Origin of the sequence: Terrabacter sp. MAHUQ-38 (assembly GCF_014518425.1) — a bacterium.
In the GTDB taxonomy this organism is placed as follows: Bacteria; Actinomycetota; Actinomycetes; order Actinomycetales; family Dermatophilaceae; genus Terrabacter.
The window spans coordinates 1,359,206-1,375,726 of record NZ_JACVCU010000001.1 but is presented as its reverse complement, the minus strand read 5'-3'; the positions used below and the strand labels follow the sequence as shown (position 1 = coordinate 1,375,726).

Sequence of the window (16,521 nt, the reverse complement as noted above, 5' to 3'; positions counted from 1 at the left end):
CGTGCGGGGGACGTAAGCGCCGTGGAACTCCTGTGCACCGTCACCGGCCCAGGTGCGCGTCGAGGAACGCGAGAGTCCGGTCCCAGGCGTCCGCGGCCACGTCGGCGTTGTACCTCGAGGGTGCGGTGTCGTTGAAGAACGCGTGACCGACCCCGTGGTAGACCCTCGCGGTGAAGTCCACTCCGGCGGCCGCCATCCGGGCCTCGAGGTCGGGCACACCGTCGGTGATGCCGCGGTCGTCCTCGCCGTAGAAGGCGAGGACCGGGCAGGTGATCGTGGCCGGGTCGGCGTGCTCGGGGAAGTGGCCGTAGAAGGGAACGGCCCCGCGCACTCGCGGGTCGGCGGCCGCGAGGGCGTACGCGTACGTCCCGCCGAAGCAGAAGCCCATGACGGCGACGCGCCCCTCGATGCCCGGCTCGTCGACGACTGCGTCGACGACGCCGACCAGGGCCGGCACGGCCCAGGCCGCGAAACCCGGCTGTCGCGCGGGTGTCGTCGCCGCCCGCATCCGCGGCTGGGCGGCAAGGCGCTCCCGCTCGTCGGCGCTGTGCACCAGGGCGAAGATCTCGGCGCCCACCTCGGGCGTGAGCCCGACGTGGGCCAGCAGGTCCGGGGCCACGGCGAGGTAGCCCTGCGCGGCCACCCGGTCGGCGACGTCCTTGATGTGGTCGGCCAGGCCCCAGATCTCCTGGATGACCACGACCGCCCCGCGCGGCGGCCCGCTCGGCTCGGCCCGGTAGGCGGTGAGGTCGTGGTCGGGTAGGTCGATCATCGTGCCCATCCCCCAGTCCTACCGCTTCCGGCTGGCAGCGCGCCCACAGGTCCCCGGGTGACAATCGGGCCGTGACCGACGACCGCCTCGCCTCGTGGCTGACGGCGCTCGTCGAGACGGCGGCGCCCGGAGGTGCACCCGCCCGGGCCGGCCTCACGTCGCAGGAGGCCCTCGTCCGCCGTGCGACGCCGTCCGGGGCCGAGCTCGCGCTCGCCGGCGACGTCGTCGTCAAGCTGCACCACCCGAGGACGGATGCGGCCGCGCTGACCGCGCGCCTCGACGCCGTGGCGCTGCCCGCCCTCGCGCCGATGTGGGTGCAGCCCGTGGAACGCCGGCCGCTCCCCGCGCCGGACGGCCGGCTGGCCTCGGTCTGGCCGCGCGTGGAGGTGCTGGTCGAGGGCGCGGACGACCACCCGTGGGCGGAGGCCGGCCGCCTGCTGGCCGCTCTGCACGGCGCCGAGCCCGACGGCGCGCTGACGAAACCCCTTCCTGCACAGGGTGGTCCGGCGCGCGTCGAGCGTGCGCTCACCCGGATGCGCGCGCTCGACCACCCGGCCCGCCCGGCCCTCGTCGACCTCGGTGGCCGGTTGCTGGCCGATGCGATGACCGGGCCGGTGCGCCCGACCGTCGTCCACGGGGACTGGCACCTCGGGCAGCTGGCACGCACGCGCGACGGGCTGCGGCTGCTCGATGTCGACGACCTCGGCGTCGGGGACCCGGCCTGGGACCTCTCCCGGCCGGCGGGGTTCTGGGCCGCGGGAGTGCTCGACGACGCGGCCTGGGAGACGTTCCTGCACGCGTACCGCGAGGCCGGCGGTCCGGCCGTTCCGGCGCACGGCGACCCCTGGCCGCACCTCGACCTGCCGGCCCGCTGCGCCGTCTTCGTTGCGACCGTCCGGGCCCTGACCGTCCAGCCGGCTCACAGCGGGGACCCAGCCGATGCCCTGTTGGAGGCCTGCGCGCGGATGTGAGGATGGGGGCCATGAGCCAGCAACCGCCTCCTTTCCCGCACCAGGACTCGACCGGTGCCGCGTACCAGCCGCAGGGCTTCGTCTGCCCGAAGTGCCGGGGCACCATGCGCACCTACGACCGCAACGGTGTCCACATCGAGCAGTGCGACCAGTGCCGCGGCATCTTCCTGGACTTCGGCGAGTTCGAGCACCTGAGCCAGCTCGAGATCCGCTTCGCCGCGCAGCCGCCGCCCCAGCAGTACGGCGGCCCGGCGTGGGGCAACCGTGGCGGCAAGCACTACCGCAAGAAGGGCATGGCCGGCCTGTTCTTCTCCAGCTGACCCGCGAGGTGCCGTGGGCCCGCCGACGACGTCCGTCGGCGGGCCCCGCGTCAGCGGATCCGTCGTGTGTCACCCTGACGCTGTGGGTTCGTTGACCGGGACGGAGGAAGCACCGCAGCCGGATGCCGTCCGGCGCGCGATCGCCCACGTGCGCGGCCTCGCGTGGGGCTCGACGCTCGACCCGTCACTGCGCGTCACCCTGAACTTCCATCCCGACCGGCTCGTGCGCGGGGAGCCGATCCTCGCCGTCCTGGCCCGCGACGGCGTCTACCGGTCCCAGTTCGAGACCGGCACGAGCAACGGCGGGCTGACCGCCCACCCGGGCGGGGACCGCTGGCGGTGGGAGAGCCGGATCTTCGGCCGCGCCTACGACGACGCCGGGCCGGCGCTCCGCCCGAAGTACGGCGCGCTCGACCTGCACGGCCGGCCCTACGGCGGCGCTCCGCGCTTCGGTTCGGCCCACGTCCGTCTCGCCGCGCACGTCCTCGACCGGACGACGTTCTGCTTCCCGGACAGCGTGCTCGAGCCCGAGCACTTCGGCGTGCGCACGGCCTTCGCGCTCGCCGAGCTCGCTGATGCCGCAGGCCACGACCTGCTCGACGACTACGTCGAGGCTCACGTGCACGGCGTGGTCGAGCTGGCCCGTGACGTCGAGGCCGTCGTCCTCGACCCCGGCTACCGCGGCACCGACGTCGAGGCCGACGCCGACCGCCTCGGCGTGCCGGTCGAGTGGCACCCCGGTTACCGGCTCGACGTGGACGTGCTCCGCGCCCACCCGGACTACCGCGGGCCGGAGTTCGTCGCGCTCGGCGAGTCGCTGGCGGTCGGCGGCGTCGTCACCCCACAGCTGATCGGCGCGGCGTCACGCGCGGGTCGACACGACGAGCAGGCGCTCAAGAGGGTGTGGCACTACGTCGCGAGGTTCGGCCGCGCCGAGGCGGACTGACCGTGGAGGGCTGACGCTCACTCGACGCGGCTGACGGTGCCCTCGATGCCCGCGACGATCCTCGAGTAGTCGTCGGTGGGCGAGCCGCCCAGGACCGACCCCCAGGCCGGCACCAGCTCGGGCCCGTAGCGGTGGCCATAGCCGTCGGGCGGGTCGTGGCCCACGGCCATGTCGGTGGTGAGCTGCCAGAACGTGACGAAGGGGATCCACGTGACGTCGGGGTTGACGTCCCGGCCCCTCGGCTCGCGCAGCCAGTCCGGTTCGGCGCCGAGCAGCGCGGGGTTCCACCAGACGACGGGGTCGGACGGGTGCTGGGCGTAGACGAAGCGTGGGAACTCCCACGTGCTGTAGTCGCGCCCGTAGTAGTCGTGGGCCAGCTCGTCGCCGCTCGCCGCGAACCGGATGTGGATGCCGTCGTCGACCACCGGGACGATCTCCGGGGACCCCTCGTTGCGCTGGGCGGTCAGCGTCGCCGCGATGTCGGTGAAGCTGGGCGTGCCGACCCAGACGCCGCCGCCGGCCCGGGCGATCATGTCGTCCGCGTCCGCGAAGGCCGCGTGGCCGCCGTACGAACCGAGCGACTCGCCGCCGACCACGAGCTGCGGACGGTCGTCCTCCGGCATGGCGCGCCACACGGCATACACCTTGTCGAAGAGCGCCTTGCCGGCCTCGCGCGGGGTGTCGCGGTCGGTCATCATCGACATGGCGCTGGGCAGGTAGGAGTACTGCATCGCCGCGATGGCGCTGTCGCCGTTGGCGAGGTACTCGATGGACTGGGCGGACCAGTCGTCGACCCATCCGGTGCCGGTCGTCGTGAAGACCGCGAGGACGCGGCGGTTGAACGCCTTGGTGCGCTGGAGCTCGGCGACGACGGCGTCGGCCACGTCGGCGACGCTGCGGTCGGACGTGCGTCCCGCGTAGACCCGGATCGGCTCGATCGCGCCACGCCCCGTCGCGGCGGTGATCTCGGCCGGGGTCGGGGCGCTCGTGACGAACATCTGGCCCTGGAAGCCGAGGCTGCCGTAGGACTCGAGCGACCCCGGCCCTCCCGAGCGCAGCGGTGACGTGGGCGCGGCGCGACCGGATGGCGTCGTGTTGACCTGTGCCGCCACGCCTGCGAACGCCTGCATGCCGCGGTGGAAGAGGACGCTGTCGGTGATCCACGCGGTGGCGAGGGCCACGACGACGACGGCGATGAGGGTCGCGATGGTCTTGGGCAGCACGTGCCCGGCGGCCTCGGCGAGCTGGTACGTCGCACTCCGCAGCCCCCGAGCGACCGCGAGGAAGAGGACGGCGATGAGGGTGGCCACCGCGAGCGCCATCGCCCAGTCGAGCGGGTCGAGCGGGGTGAGCCGAACGAATGCCGCCGTGCGGGCCTGGGCCCGCACGTTCGCGACGGTCAGGCCGAGCACCGCGACGGCGCCGAAGACCGGCGCGGCGACGAGCAGCCAGTGCCGGGCCTCGCCGCTGACGGTGACCCGCAGGTCGATGAGCCGGGCGACCGAGCGCACGACCCACGCGATGACGACCCCCAGCCCGTATCCGGCCGCAGCGCAGAGGCCGCTGATCAGGCCCTGGTAGTACCAGGTGCGCGGCAGCAGGCTCGGCGCCATCGACGTGAGGAAGTAGGCCGCGCCGAAGAACAGTCCGGTGCGCGAGAGGTGCCACCACGGCCGGCCGGCGTCGCGCGGCGTGCGCGGGGCGGGCGCGTCGGGCATGCCCCAACAGTAGGTCGCGCCGGTGACCGGCCGCCTCGGGTTTTGCCCCTACTGGATGGCCCTGAGTGCCACGCCGGCCGGGCCGGGCAGGATGGGGACGTGCGCAGCATCGACGAACGGATCACGACCTTCAGCCGCGACGGGCTCCGGTTCGACGTGACCGACGCCGGCCCGATCGGCGGCGACGTCGTCATCCTGCTCCACGGCTTCCCCACCGATCGCACGAGCTGGGACCGCGTCGCCTCCCGCCTCCACGCGGTGGGCCTACGCACGCTCGCCCCCGACCAGCGCGGCTACTCCCCCGCGGCACGCCCGGAGGACCGTGACGCCTACCGCCTCGACGAGCTCGTCGCGGACGTCCTGGCCCTCGTCGAGGCGTCGGGACGTGAGCGCGTGCACCTCGTCGGCCACGACTGGGGCGGCGCCCTGGCCTGGCTCGTCGCCGGCAACCACCCCACGCGCATCGCCTCGCTCACCGTGCTCTCGACGCCCCACCCGGCCGCGATGTCGCGTGCCTGGAGGACCACCATCGAGCAGAAGCGCAAGTCCTGGTACATGGCGGCCTTCCAGGTGCCCTGGCTGCCCGAGCAGGCCGTGTCGGCCGGCTTCCACTCGCTCATGGCCCGCTGCGGCCTGCCGGCCGAGGACCGCCGCAGGTATGCCGCCAAGCTGGCCAACCCGGACGCGCTCGCCGGCCCGGTCAACTGGTACCGCGCCGCCCCGCACTCCGGCGTCCAGGCCCACCGCGTCCGGGTGCCGGCGACCTATGTCTGGGGCTCGCGCGACCCGTTCCTCGGGCGCACGGCGGCCGAGCTCACGCGTGAGCACGTGACGGGCGACTACGAGTTCGTGGAGCTCGACGCAGGGCACTGGCTGCCCGAGACCCGCGACGCCGAGTCGGCCGCAGCGATCCTGCGCCGGGTCGCCCGCGCCGGCTGAACGGCATACGCGGTCACCAGCAGGGTGACCGACGCCTCGCTCGATGCGGGGAACAGCGGCCCGCCGAGGTAGGTTGCACGACCGTGAAGATCGACATCTGGTCCGACATCGTGTGCCCGTTCTGCTACATCGGCAAGCGCCGCCTCGAGGCCGCGGTCGCGCAGTTCGAGCACGCCGACGAGGTCGAGGTGACGTGGCACAGCTTCGAGCTGGACCGCGGCGCCGATGCGGTGTCGGACATCCCGCTCGTCGACCTCGTCGCGCGCAAGTACGGCTCGACCCGGGAGCAGGCGATCGCGCAGCACCGCACGATGGCGCAGTCCGCCGCGGAGCTGGGGCTCGAGTTCAACTGGGAGCAGGCCCGGTACGGCAACACGTTCGACGCGCACCGAGTCGTGCACCTCGCGGCCGAGCACGGCCTCGCCGACGCGACCCACGAGCGCCTCATGCGCGCCTACTTCACCGATGGCCTGGCAGTCGGCGACCGTGAGGTCCTCGTGCGGCTCGCCACCGAGATCGGTCTCGGCGCGGACGTCGTGCGCGACGTGCTCGACTCGGACGACTACGGCAACCACGTGCGCAGCGACGAGGCGACGGCCAGGATGCTCGGCATCGAGTCGGTGCCCTTCTTCGTCTTCGACCGCAAGTACGGGGTGTCGGGGGCCCAGCCCGTCGAGGTCTTCACCCAGGCCCTCGAGACCGCGTGGTCGACCCGGCACGAGGTGCCCGAGCCGGTCTCCGCCGGAGGCGGGTGCGGTGGTGGGTGCGGAGCCGGCGGGTGCGGAGGCGTCTGCAGCGCCTGAGCCGCGCCTACCGTGGTGCGCATGGCCCACCCGCTGATGTTCGACGCCGCCGACCCCTACCTCGCCCGCGTCCGCGAGCTCTGCCTCCGCATGCCGGGGGCCGACGAGAAGGTGTCGCACGGCCGGCCGACGTTCTTCACGACGAAGGTCTTCGTGACCTACGGCGGGACGGTCAAGGGCGACCACGACCCCGAGCCGTACCGCCAGTCGGTGCTCGTCCTGCCGGACGCCGACGACCGCCCGGCGCTGCTCGACGACGACCGGTTCTTCGAGCCGGCATACCTGGGCCCCTCCGGCTGGGTCGGGCTCGACCTGCGGGCCTGCGGCATGCCGGATGCCGTGGACTGGGGCGAGGTCGCCGAGCTCGTCGACGCGTCGTACCGCCGCACGGCTCCAGCCCGGCTGGTCCGCGAGCTCGACGCGCGTCAGCGGACAGCCGCCATCCTCCACCCCGGCGCGGCGGGCGCGTAAGGTACGGCTCGCCGGTCGACGAAAGGCGCACATGGGACGGCACACCGACCCCGCGGTCATCGGGTCGCGGCGTGCCGCGGTCCTGACGGTGACCGCGTCGGCGCTGCTCGTGGCCGGCGGCATCGCGGTCCTGCGGTCCGCCGGTGACGCCAGGATCGGCCCGACCCAGCCGGCAACCCCGTCGATGACCCCGTCGGTGACCCTCAGCAGTGACGTCAGCGAGCCGGGCCGCACGTCCACGACGTCCCCGACCACGCCTCCCGCGACGACCACGAGGTCCGCCGCGATCACGACCCCGCCGACGGGCCCGTCGCCCCGTGCCACGGTCACCGTCGCCTCGGGCCCCACGGGTACGCCGTCGGCGTCACTCGCGCCGACCGCGCCGGCCAAGCCGGCTCCCCCGCCGCGTGCCGGCGTCAGCCGGCAGGTCGTGGCCCTCGTCAACGTCGAGCGGGCCCGCGCCGGGTGCGGGCCCGTCGCGTCCGACCCGGCGCTGACGCGAGCGGCCCAGCGGCACAGCGACGACATGGCCGCGCGGGGCTACTTCTCCCACACCGGCCCCGACGGCACCACCTTCGCGGACCGCATCCGCGCCGCCGGCTACGCGGGCGACGCCATCGCGGAGAACATCGCCGCAGGGCAGACGACGGCCAAGGCGGTCATGAAGAGCTGGATGGGCAGTGCCGACCACCGCGCCGACATCCTCGGCTGCACCTACCGCGACCTCGGCGTCGGCTACGCGACGGGCGGCACCTACGGCACGTACTGGACCCTGGCGTTGGGCGGCTGAGCGGCGCGTAGGGTGCGCGTCATGCAGCCGTGGCACTCGCAGGACCGGCACGTCGTCCGCCTCGACTGGGGCCCGGTAGCGGCCGAGGCCCTGACGACGCATGCCGTCGGCGCCGGCTCGCCCGTGTGCGCGGTCGTCGTCGACGTCCTCAGCTTCACCACGTGCGTCTCCGTCGCGGCGGACGCCGGCGTGACGGTTCACCCGTACCGGTGGCGGGACGACTCGGCGCGGGGTTTCGCGCAGGAGCGGGGCGCCACCCTGGCGGTGCCGCGGTCGCAGTCGCGGTCGGCGTCGGGGACCGACGGCGGGGTGAGCCTGTCACCGGCCTCGATCCGGGCGGCGCGGGGGCTCACCGACCTCGTGCTGCCGTCGCCCAACGGGTCGACCGTCAGCGCCCTGCTCGCCGGGGCCGGCGCGCAGGTCGTGGCCGCGTCGCTCCGCAACCGCTCGGCCGTGTCCGCATGGGTGGTCGACTGGCTCCAGTCCGTACGCGGCACGCCGGCGCAGCCGGCCGTCGTCGTCGTCCCCGCCGGGGAGCGCTGGCCCGACGGGTCGCTCCGTCCCGCCGTCGAGGACCTCTGGGGCGCCGGCGCGGTCGTCGCCGCCGTCGCGTCGCGGCTCGAGCACCGGGCCGGACCCCTGCTGCTCAGCCCCGAGGCCGAGGCCGCCGGCACGGCCTGGCTCGCCGTGGAGGACCGCGTGGCCGAGGCCCTGGACGACTGCGCGAGCGGCCGCGAGCTGATCGAGCAGGGCTGGTCGGATGACGTCGCCGTCGCCGCCGAGCTCGACGCGTCGGACGTCGTGCCCGTGCTCCGCGACGGCGCCTACACGGCCGACGTTCGCTGAGCCGCCTACTGCCCCAAGGCAGTCCAGAAGACCGAGGCCGCACGAGACGGTCGTCCGGTCCGCCGTTCGGACCAGTCGGCCGAGGTCATGAGCGCCGTGACCGCGTTGACGCCCAGCCAGCGCAGCGGCTCCGGCTCCCAGTCGCGCGAGGTGCGCCCGGCCCACGGCAGTGACGCGAGGCCGTCAGGGTCGTCGCCGCTGATCATCGCGGCGAGAGTGCGGCCGGCGAGCGCCGACGTCGCGACGCCGTCGCCGACGTATCCGCCCGCGAACGCGAGACCGGTGTGGCGGTCGTGGCGCACCGACGGGAACCAGTCGCGTGGGACGCCGAGGTTGCCACCCCACGCGTGCGTGAACGTGACGCCGGCAAGGACCGGGAAGAGCTCGACGAGGATGCGGCGCAGGCTGGCGTGCACCCGCTCGTCGCGGTCGTAGAGCGGCGACACCTTGGAGGCGTAGTGGTAGGGAGCACCCCTGCCGCCGAAGGCGATCCGGCCGTCACGCGTGCGCTGGCCGTAGATCGTCAGGTGCCGGTTGTCGGCGAAGGTGGTGCGGTTCTCGAGCCCGATCTGCGCCCACACCTCGTCGGGCAGCGGCTCCGTGGCGGTCATGAGGGAGTAGACAGGCGCGATGGCGCGGCGGCGGCCCGCGACGGTCGGCGTGTAACCCTCGGTCGCGAGGACGACGTGCTCGGCGCGCACCGTTCCGTGCGGGGTCACGACGCGGCGACTGCGCACGTCGACGGCTGGGGTGCGCTCGTGGATCACGACCCCGCGGCGCTCGACGGCCTCGGCGAGGCCGCGGACGAGCCGGGCCGGGTGGATCGCCGCGCAGTGGGGCGTCCACGAGCCCCCGAGCGCCTCGCTCACCGACGCCATCTCGGTCACCTCGTGGGCGTCGAGCAGCCGGTGGTCGTCCCCGCCGAAACCCCACGCGCGGTAGTCGGCGACCTCCTCGCGGACGCGTTCGAGCTGGGCCGGGTTGCGCGCGACGGAGAGGTAGCCGCCCTGGTCGAAGTGGCAGTCGATGCCCTCCTCGGCCGTGACCCGGCCGATCTCGGCGACCGTGTCGTGCAGCCGGCGCTGCATCCGCACCGCGGCGTCGCGGCCCCGCTCGGCGGCCATCCGCGTCAGCGACGTGGGAAAGAGGGCCGAGCACCAGCCGCCGTTGCGGCCCGAGGCGCCGAACCCCGCGACCTCCTTCTCGATGACGGCCACGCGAAGGGCGGGGTCGGCCGCGACGAGGTGGTATGCCGTCCAGAGGCCCGTGTAGCCGGCCCCGACCACCGCGACGTCGACGTCGAGGTCGGTGCCCAGCGACGGCCGCGGGGTGATGTCGTCGATCGTGTCGTGCCAGAGGCTGAGGCCGCGGTAACCGCTCATGGGCATGGCGGGATCATGCCACCTCCGACGGGATGCGCAAGGGCCCCGAAGGCCACCTCTTTGGTTGGAATCACCTTCCAAATACCACGGATTCCGTAGGCCTCGGACGCGCGGGCGACGTCTTCCACGGGGATGTTCGGCGTGCCTGCGCGGGCTCTTCGACCGGCCGGCGCTCACCACGGACGTCCCCGTCGAACCCTCGCGGCTCTGGGCCCGGTGGGCCGACCCCGACACGCACCCCGAGTGGAGCCACGACCTCGAGTGGGTGCGGCTCGATCAGCCGCTCGCGGTCGGGGCACAGGGACACCTCAAACCCAAGGGCGGGCCGCGCTCCCGGTTCACCGTCGCCGAGCTCGAGCAGGACCGCACCTTCGCCGACACGACCCACCTCGTCGGTGCCCGCCTCACCTTCAGGCACGCGGCGCAGCCGGTCGCCGCCGGTTCCCGGGTCACGGTGACGGTGACGATCCAGGGCCCGCTCGCCGCGGTGTGGTCACGCATCCTGGGCCCGGCAGCGACCCGAGACGGCATCGAGGAGGACCTCGCGCAGCTCGTCACGCTCCTCACCGCACCGGCGGCGACGCCCGTGAGCCAGACGGCGGACCGGTGAGGTACTGGCTCGGCGTGGTCTCGGCCCAGCACGTGCGGCGCGGGGTCGAGCTGGGCATCACGGACGACGAGATCTGGCAGGCCGACGAGGGCGACTTCCGGCCCCACCGGCGCCGGGTCGAGTGGGCACCGGCCCGGCCCGTGGCGCTCGCCGACCTGCGGGCCCGGCTCCTGCTGACCAGTACTCCGAGCTGGGGGTATGCCCTGCGCCGCGGGCTGCTGCCCCTCGACGAGGCGGACTTCCACCTCATCGAGCACGATGACCGACCCCACGGCGCTGTCTGCATGAGCCGCCTCGAGACGCGGTTCGCCGACGCCGACGACCGCCCCGGCCTGCTGCTGTGGCGCGCCGGCAACCGGTGGCAGGCGGCCGTGCGCGAGGCGCTGGCACCGCACGACCTGACGCACACGCAGTTCGTCCTGCTCGCGTCGCTGACGTGGCTGCGGCAGGGCCGTGACGAGCCGGTGACCCAGCGCGACCTCGCGGCGCATGCCCAGACCGACGTCATGATGACCTCGCAGGTGCTGCGCACTCTCGAGGGCAAGGGCCTGGTCGAGCGGCGGGTGCACCCCGCTGACGCCCGGGCGCGCGACCTCGTCGTCACGCCGGCCGGGGTCGACGCGGCGAACCGGGCCGTGGTCGCGGTCGAGGCCTGCGACGCCGCCTTCTTCCGTGCTGCCGGCGACGACCTGCCGCACGTCGTCGCCGGCCTGCGTCGCCTCTCGACCGGCCCGGTTCCCTAGCCCGTCGGCGTCGCACCGGCGCCGCACCGGCGCCGCGCGCGATGACGGGCGGCCGGCCGCCTCCCGGCCGGCGGGGCGCGGCTAGCCTTGCCGCGACGGCCATCGGACGCCGAGGAGGACACGTTGAGCGAGAGCGACGGCACAGGCGGCACGGCCCGCGCAACCAGGACGGGCCAGGCAGGTCCCCGGCGGCGCCGGACGAAGGTGGGCATCGTCGGGGCGGGCGCCGTGGGCGCAACCCTCGCGTATGCCGCGTTGATGCGGGGCGTGGCGCAGACCGTCGCCCTCTTCGACGTGGACACCGCCAAGGTGCGCGCCGAGGCGCTCGACCTGAGCCACGGCATCCAGTTCGTGCCGATGGCCCACGTCGACGGCTCCGACGACATCGAGGTGCTCGCCGACTCCGACGTCGTGGTCTTCACGGCCGGGGCGAAGCAGAAGCCCGGGCAGTCGCGGCTCGACCTCGCCGAGTCGACGATCGGCATCGTCCGTTCGATCCTGCCGGGCCTCGTCGAGGTCGCGCCGGACGCCGTCCACGTCATGGTGACCAACCCCGTCGACGTCGTGACGTACGCCGCGCTCCAGGTGTCCGGACTGCCGCCCGAGCGGCTCTTCGGCTCGGGCACCGTCCTGGACTCGTCGCGGCTGCGTTTCCTGCTCGCCGAGCACACCGGTGTGGCCGCGCAGAGCGTGCACGCGTACGTCGTCGGTGAGCACGGCGACTCGGAGCTGCCGCTCTGGTCGTCCGCGACGATCGGCTCGGTGCCGCTGCTCCGGTGGCGCTCGCCGGACGGTGGCACCGCGCTCGACGCGCCGACCCGTTCGCGCATCGCCACCGACGTCGTGCAGTCGGCCTACCGCGTCATCGAGGGCAAGGGCGCGACGAACTACGCGATCGGGCTCGCCGCGACCCGCATCATCGAGGCCGTGCTCAACGACGAGCGCCGCATCCTGCCGGTCTCCTCGCTCCTCGAGGACTACCTCGGCATCAGCGACGTCTGCCTGTCCGTGCCGGCGATCGTCCACGCGGGTGGCGTCGGCGACCGGGTCGAGGTGCCGATGACCGTCGACGAGCTGGCGGGTCTGCGGACGTCCGCCGAGGCGGTGCGCTCGACCGCGAGACGGTTCGGTTTCTGAGGTCGCGGCCGGCGCGACAGCGCGTTCCACGCGCGGCGGTCGGGTGGGACCCGACGGCGCCGGCCGGAGCATGATGGGCCTGTGAGCCCGTCCGCCGCCTTCGACGCCGCCCCGGCGCCAGACCGCGACGCCGCGCCACCCCAGCGGACCACCTACCACCACGGCGACCTGAGGCGCGCGCTCCTCGATGCCGGCACCGACCTCGCCCGTGAGGGCGGCCCCGACAAGGTCGTGCTCCGGGAGGCCACCCGTCGCGTCGGCGTCTCGGCCAACGCGGCGTACCGCCACTTCACCGACCGCGATGCCCTGCTCGGCGAGGTCGTCTCCCGAGCCCAGGCGAGAGCGGCCGACGTCATCAGCGCGACGATGGACGCCGTCCCGGACGACCTGGACCCGGGCCCCCTGGCGCGGGCCCGCTTCCGCGCCGTCGGCGTCGGCTACCTCCGCTTCGCGATGGACGAGCCCGGGCTCTTCCGGGCGGCGTTCGCGGTGCCGGTCGACCTCAGCCGGGCTGCGTCCCCCGACGCGGCCGGGGCGAGCGGCCGCACCCCGTTCCAGCTGCTCTCCGAAGCACTCGACGCGATGGTCGACGCCGGCGTCATGGCGGCCGAGCAGCGTCCCGGCGCCGAGCTGCTCGCGTGGTCCGCCGTCCACGGCCTGGCCATGCTCGCCCTCGACGGGCCGCTGCGCGACCTGCCGCCCGGCGCCGTCGCCGAGCTCGCCCCGCGGCTGGTGTCGATGGTCGACCTCGGGCTCGGGCTGTCAGACGGATCCGTCACGGGCTGACAACCCTTTCGGGAGGCAGCGCGTCAAAGATGTGTCGCACGCCGCGCCCCATCGGGCTCGCGCCTGCCACAATGAGGCGCGCGACCGCGCCGACTCGAAGCCGCCGCCATGCGGACAGGACAGCAGGGGACACGATGAGCACCATCGGCAGGGACCGGCAGCGCACCGTCAACGCGCTCGCCGCGGTGTTGACGATCGCGGCACTCGTCGCGACGGCGCCGGCAGCGCAGGCCGACGACGCGACGGGCACTCCGACACCGACGACCACGACGAGCTCCGCGGGCGCCACGGACTCGGGGACCTCGACGTCCACCGACACGTCCACGACGACGTCGACGCCGAGCACGACGACCAGCACGACGACCACGACCACCGTGCCGATCACCACTCCCCCGCCGACCAGCCCCGTCGTCCTGAGCGCAGGCGACACGGGCTGGGCGGTCAAGGACCTTCAGTCGCGCCTCGCCGTGCTCGGTCACCCCTCGGGCACGATCGACGGCGTCTACGACTCGGGCGTCGCCTCGGCGCTCGCCGGATTCCTCTCTGCCAACAGCCTGCCCGGCGATGGCAGCCAGCTGACGGAGACCGCGCGTTCGCTCCTGACGAAGCAGACGGCATCCGCCCTCGTCATCGCCGCCGGCTCGTCGGGCTGGAAGGTCAAGGACCTTCAGGTGCGGCTGCGCCTCGTCAAGGCCGCCTACTGGACGTACGCCATCTCCGGCGTCTACGGGTGGACGCTCGGCCAGCGCGTGCTGACCTTCCAGCGCGACCAGAACCTCCCGCAGTCCGGCGTCGTCGACCAGCGCACGTGGAACCGGCTCGTGGCCCTCACCGCGACGACGACCCGGCTCCGGGAGGGCGCGTCAGGCTGGGCCGTCAAGGACCTCCAGGTGCGGCTACGCATCGTCAAGGCCGCCTACTGGACGTACGCCATCTCCGGCGTCTACGGGTGGACGCTCGGCCAGCGCGTGCTGACCTTCCAGCGCGACCAGAACCTCCCGCAGTCCGGCGTGCTCGACCAGCGCACCTGGGGCCGGCTCGTCGCGCTGACGCGGACAGCGACGGTGCTCAGCCCGAGCTCGCCCGTCGCCAACATCCGCGAGCTCCAGCGCCGCCTCGCGACCAAGGGCCTGTGGCCGTATGCGTTCTCCGGCGTCTACGGCTGGACGCTCGGCCAGAAGGTGCTGACGTTCCAGCGCCTCCAGAACCTCCCGCAGTCCGGCCTCGTCGACCAGCGCACGTGGACGCGGATCCTGGCCGTCACCTACGTGCCCGGATCGTTCGACAGCCACCGCTACTACGCCGGCCTGCGGCCGCTCCTGCCGTCGATCGGCTCGCTCGACCCACGCTGCCGCACCGGTCGCGTCATGTGCGTCGACAAGCGCACCCGCACCCTGACGTGGGTCGTCGACGGCAGGCCCCTGATGGTCATGTGGGCCCGTTTCGGCATGCCCGGCCTCGAGACGCGTGAAGGCACGTTCTCGGTGTTCAAGAAGTACGAGTACGTCGTCAGCAACCTGTACTTCACGCCGATGCCCTACTCGATGTTCTTCTCCGGCGGGCAGGCCGTGCACTACTCGTCGAACTTCGCGCGGCTCGGCTACGCGACCGCGAGCCACGGGTGCGTCAACATCGCCGACTACGCCCAGGTGAAGGCCCTGTACTTCAAGGTCCGGATCGGCGACAAGGTCGTCGTCTACCACTGAGTGTGGCCGGACGTCCTAGTCGACGGTCGCGGTGACCTTCGTGCCCAGCTCGACGGTGCGGCTGACGGTGCACCACTCGTCGTGCGAGCGCTTGACGAGCTTGGGCAGCATCTGGCGTGCGGCGTCGCCGCCCTCGCCGTCGGGGAATCGCACCCGGAAGCTGACGTTGATGTCCTGCAGGTGGTTGCCGTGCTCGTCCTTGACCTTGTCGGCGGTCACGACCACCTCGAAGCTGTCGGGCTCTGCGCGGCGCGTCGTCACGGTGTCGACGTCGACGGCCGTGCACGCGGCGATGCCGGCGAGGAGCAGCTCGACGGGCGACAGCTCGTCGGTGCCGGAGCTGACCGTGACGGACCCGCCGCGACGGTTGCGGGCCGTGTAGCGGCCCTGGCTGTCACGGGTCAGGGTGATCTGGCGAAGATCGGACGCGTCGGTGCTCATGGGGTGCAGCCTTCCAGAGTCGGTGGTGGGGGATCGGGTCAGGTCGCGGGTCAGGACCACGCGTCGGCGAGCAGCTCGTACGAACGCAGCCGCGCCTCGTGGTCGTGGGCGCCGCACGTGACGATGACCTCGTCGACGCCCGTCGCCTCGACGAACCCGGTGAGGCCCTCGCGGACCTCGTCGGGTGTGCCGACGAGCGAGACGCGGGTCATCTCGGAGACGGCCTGGCGCTCAGCCGGCGACCACTGCGACATGAGGTCGGCGATGGCACCCTCCGGTCGAGGCAGGGCCGTACGCCGCCCCGTGACGATGCCGTGGAAGCGCTGCAGCACGCTCGTGAAGAGGCGCTCCGCCTCGGCCGTCGTGTCGGCGACCATGACGTTGACGCCGGCCATCGTGCGCGGCGCGTCCAGACCGCCCTGCTGAGTCGACGGGGTGAAGCGACTCCGGTAGACCTCGAGGGCGCTCATCAGCGCGGCGGGCGCGAAGTGTGACGCGAAGGAGTAGGGCAGCCCGAGCGCGGCCGCGACCTGGGCGCCGCCGTGGCTCGAGCCGAGGATCCAGACCGGCACGTGCGTGCCCTCGCCCGGGATGGCGCGCACCTTCGCGTCGGGGTCGGGGTCGCCGAGGTAGCCGATGAGCTCCTCGACCTCGCCGGCGAAGTTCGTCGCCGCCGCCTCGTTGCGGCGCAGCGCACGGGTCGTGAACGGGTCGGTGCCGGGTGCGCGCCCCAGACCGAGGTCGATGCGGCCGGGGTGGATCGTCGCGAGGGTGCCGAACTGCTCGGCCACGACGTAGGGGGCGTGGTTCGGCAGCATGATGCCGCCCGCACCGACGCGGATCTTCTCGGTGTGGTCGGCGACGTGACCGATGAGCACCGCCGTCGAGCTCGACGCGACGCCGCGCATGTTGTGGTGCTCGGCCATCCAGTAGCGGCCGTAACCCCACTTCTCCGCGTGCTTCGCGATGTCGACGGTCGAGGCGATGGCGTCGGTCGCACTGCCGCCGTCGACGACGGGCACGAGGTCGAGGATGTTCAGCTGGGCTCTCGGGGCGGTGGTCACGTCGATGCCAACCGACCCCGCGGGTCGAGGTATTCCGCCGCGCCCTGCCCCGACAGGCCACCTCGACCGAATGCCG

18 protein-coding genes are annotated in these 16,521 nt (G+C 73.5%); 13 read left to right on the top strand and 5 right to left on the bottom strand.

The genetic code is table 11. From position 1 onward, the window contains the following. Positions 1 to 40 precede the first annotated feature (40 nt). Positions 41 to 781: a dienelactone hydrolase family protein gene (locus H9I49_RS06355; protein ID WP_188029412.1), complete on the bottom strand. Its 741-nt coding sequence runs from the start codon at positions 779 to 781 to the stop codon at positions 41 to 43. Positions 782 to 843: 62 nt separating this feature from the next. Here H9I49_RS06355 and H9I49_RS06350 point away from each other — a divergent pair, with 62 nt between their 5' ends. The 3 genes from H9I49_RS06350 to H9I49_RS06340 all read left to right on the top strand — a co-directional run bounded on the left by H9I49_RS06350 (position 844) and on the right by H9I49_RS06340 (position 3,009). Next, complete coding sequence (locus H9I49_RS06350) at positions 844 to 1,743, top strand: phosphotransferase family protein (protein ID WP_223128265.1); 900 nt, start codon at positions 844 to 846, stop codon at positions 1,741 to 1,743. A gap of 11 nt (positions 1,744 to 1,754) precedes the next feature. Further along, positions 1,755 to 2,063 (top strand): zf-TFIIB domain-containing protein, encoded by a 309-nt coding sequence (locus tag H9I49_RS06345; protein ID WP_188029411.1) that lies wholly within the window; start codon positions 1,755 to 1,757, stop codon positions 2,061 to 2,063. A gap of 82 nt (positions 2,064 to 2,145) precedes the next feature. Further along, a complete protein-coding gene (locus H9I49_RS06340; protein WP_370587452.1) occupies positions 2,146 to 3,009 on the top strand; it encodes a DUF3626 domain-containing protein in 864 nt (287 codons plus the stop codon). Positions 3,010 to 3,026: 17 nt separating this feature from the next. Here the strand turns inward: H9I49_RS06340 and H9I49_RS06335 are convergent, their stop codons facing one another. Next, the gene (locus tag H9I49_RS06335) at positions 3,027 to 4,727 is read right to left on the bottom strand and encodes an alpha/beta-hydrolase family protein (RefSeq protein ID WP_188029410.1); all 1,701 of its coding nucleotides are present in this window, start codon (positions 4,725 to 4,727) and stop codon (positions 3,027 to 3,029) included. Positions 4,728 to 4,826: 99 nt separating this feature from the next. On the opposite strand from H9I49_RS06335, the gene H9I49_RS06330 reads away from it, so the two are divergent. The 5 genes from H9I49_RS06330 (at position 4,827) to H9I49_RS06310 (ending at position 8,576) form a co-directional block, all read left to right on the top strand. After that, positions 4,827 to 5,666 (top strand): alpha/beta hydrolase, encoded by an 840-nt coding sequence (locus tag H9I49_RS06330; protein WP_188029409.1) that lies wholly within the window; start codon positions 4,827 to 4,829, stop codon positions 5,664 to 5,666. Between the two features lie 83 nt (positions 5,667 to 5,749). Further along, positions 5,750 to 6,469 (top strand): DsbA family oxidoreductase, encoded by a 720-nt coding sequence (locus H9I49_RS06325; RefSeq protein ID WP_188029408.1) that lies wholly within the window; start codon positions 5,750 to 5,752, stop codon positions 6,467 to 6,469. Positions 6,470 to 6,490: 21 nt separating this feature from the next. After that, positions 6,491 to 6,940 carry an MmcQ/YjbR family DNA-binding protein gene (locus H9I49_RS06320; protein WP_188029407.1) on the top strand — a complete coding sequence of 150 codons (450 nt, stop codon included), beginning with the start codon at positions 6,491 to 6,493 and terminating at the stop codon, positions 6,938 to 6,940. A 31-nt stretch (positions 6,941 to 6,971) separates the two neighbouring features. After that, a complete protein-coding gene (locus tag H9I49_RS06315; RefSeq protein ID WP_188029665.1) occupies positions 6,972 to 7,730 on the top strand; it encodes a CAP domain-containing protein in 759 nt (252 codons plus the stop codon). 21 nt (positions 7,731 to 7,751) lie between these two features. After that, a complete protein-coding gene (locus tag H9I49_RS06310) occupies positions 7,752 to 8,576 on the top strand; it encodes a 2-phosphosulfolactate phosphatase (protein ID WP_188029406.1) in 825 nt (274 codons plus the stop codon). 5 nt (positions 8,577 to 8,581) lie between these two features. On the opposite strand, the gene H9I49_RS06305 is transcribed toward H9I49_RS06310, so the two are convergent. After that, positions 8,582 to 9,964 (bottom strand): FAD-binding oxidoreductase, encoded by a 1,383-nt coding sequence (locus H9I49_RS06305; RefSeq protein ID WP_223128264.1) that lies wholly within the window; start codon positions 9,962 to 9,964, stop codon positions 8,582 to 8,584. Between H9I49_RS06305 and H9I49_RS06300 the strand changes: the two genes are divergently transcribed. The 5 genes from H9I49_RS06300 to H9I49_RS06280 all read left to right on the top strand — a co-directional run bounded on the left by H9I49_RS06300 (position 9,957) and on the right by H9I49_RS06280 (position 14,940). Further along, positions 9,957 to 10,568: an SRPBCC family protein gene (locus H9I49_RS06300; RefSeq protein WP_370587451.1), complete on the top strand. Its 612-nt coding sequence runs from the start codon at positions 9,957 to 9,959 to the stop codon at positions 10,566 to 10,568. The genes H9I49_RS06305 and H9I49_RS06300 overlap by 8 nt on opposite strands. After that, entirely contained in the window at positions 10,565 to 11,311 is a 747-nt protein-coding gene (locus H9I49_RS24360) for a MarR family transcriptional regulator (RefSeq protein WP_370587450.1), read from the top strand. Before H9I49_RS06300 ends, H9I49_RS24360 begins: the two co-directional genes overlap by 4 nt. 123 nt (positions 11,312 to 11,434) lie before the next feature. Continuing rightward, entirely contained in the window at positions 11,435 to 12,448 is a 1,014-nt protein-coding gene (locus H9I49_RS06290) for an L-lactate dehydrogenase (protein ID WP_223128262.1), read from the top strand. An 81-nt stretch (positions 12,449 to 12,529) separates the two neighbouring features. Then, complete coding sequence (locus H9I49_RS06285; protein WP_188029404.1) at positions 12,530 to 13,234, top strand: TetR/AcrR family transcriptional regulator; 705 nt, start codon at positions 12,530 to 12,532, stop codon at positions 13,232 to 13,234. A gap of 134 nt (positions 13,235 to 13,368) precedes the next feature. Beyond that, positions 13,369 to 14,940: a peptidoglycan-binding protein gene (locus H9I49_RS06280; protein ID WP_188029403.1), complete on the top strand. Its 1,572-nt coding sequence runs from the start codon at positions 13,369 to 13,371 to the stop codon at positions 14,938 to 14,940. 15 nt (positions 14,941 to 14,955) lie between these two features. Here the strand turns inward: H9I49_RS06280 and H9I49_RS06275 are convergent, their stop codons facing one another. Both H9I49_RS06275 and H9I49_RS06270 read right to left on the bottom strand, forming a co-directional pair. After that, a complete protein-coding gene (locus H9I49_RS06275; protein WP_188029402.1) occupies positions 14,956 to 15,381 on the bottom strand; it encodes an OsmC family protein in 426 nt (141 codons plus the stop codon). A gap of 50 nt (positions 15,382 to 15,431) precedes the next feature. Beyond that, positions 15,432 to 16,445, bottom strand: a complete 1,014-nt coding sequence (locus H9I49_RS06270) for an LLM class flavin-dependent oxidoreductase (protein WP_370587449.1) — start codon at positions 16,443 to 16,445, stop codon at positions 15,432 to 15,434. Positions 16,446 to 16,521 lie beyond the last annotated feature (76 nt).

Excerpts from the sequence above, each read along its gene's own strand:
- H9I49_RS06355 (WP_188029412.1), bottom strand. The coding sequence starts at position 781 with ATGGGCACGATGATCGACCTACCCGACCACGACCTCACCGCCTACCGG.
- H9I49_RS06345 (WP_188029411.1), top strand. The coding sequence starts at position 1,755 with ATGAGCCAGCAACCGCCTCCTTTCCCGCACCAGGACTCGACCGGTGCC.
- H9I49_RS06335 (WP_188029410.1), bottom strand. The coding sequence starts at position 4,727 with ATGCCCGACGCGCCCGCCCCGCGCACGCCGCGCGACGCCGGCCGGCCG.
- H9I49_RS06320 (WP_188029407.1), top strand. The coding sequence starts at position 6,491 with ATGGCCCACCCGCTGATGTTCGACGCCGCCGACCCCTACCTCGCCCGC.
- H9I49_RS06315 (WP_188029665.1), top strand. The coding sequence starts at position 6,972 with ATGGGACGGCACACCGACCCCGCGGTCATCGGGTCGCGGCGTGCCGCG.
- H9I49_RS06310 (WP_188029406.1), top strand. The coding sequence starts at position 7,752 with ATGCAGCCGTGGCACTCGCAGGACCGGCACGTCGTCCGCCTCGACTGG.
- H9I49_RS06300 (WP_370587451.1), top strand. The coding sequence starts at position 9,957 with ATGGGCATGGCGGGATCATGCCACCTCCGACGGGATGCGCAAGGGCCC.
- H9I49_RS06305 (WP_223128264.1), bottom strand. The coding sequence starts at position 9,964 with ATGCCCATGAGCGGTTACCGCGGCCTCAGCCTCTGGCACGACACGATC.
- H9I49_RS06280 (WP_188029403.1), top strand. The coding sequence starts at position 13,369 with ATGAGCACCATCGGCAGGGACCGGCAGCGCACCGTCAACGCGCTCGCC.
- H9I49_RS06275 (WP_188029402.1), bottom strand. The coding sequence starts at position 15,381 with ATGAGCACCGACGCGTCCGATCTTCGCCAGATCACCCTGACCCGTGAC.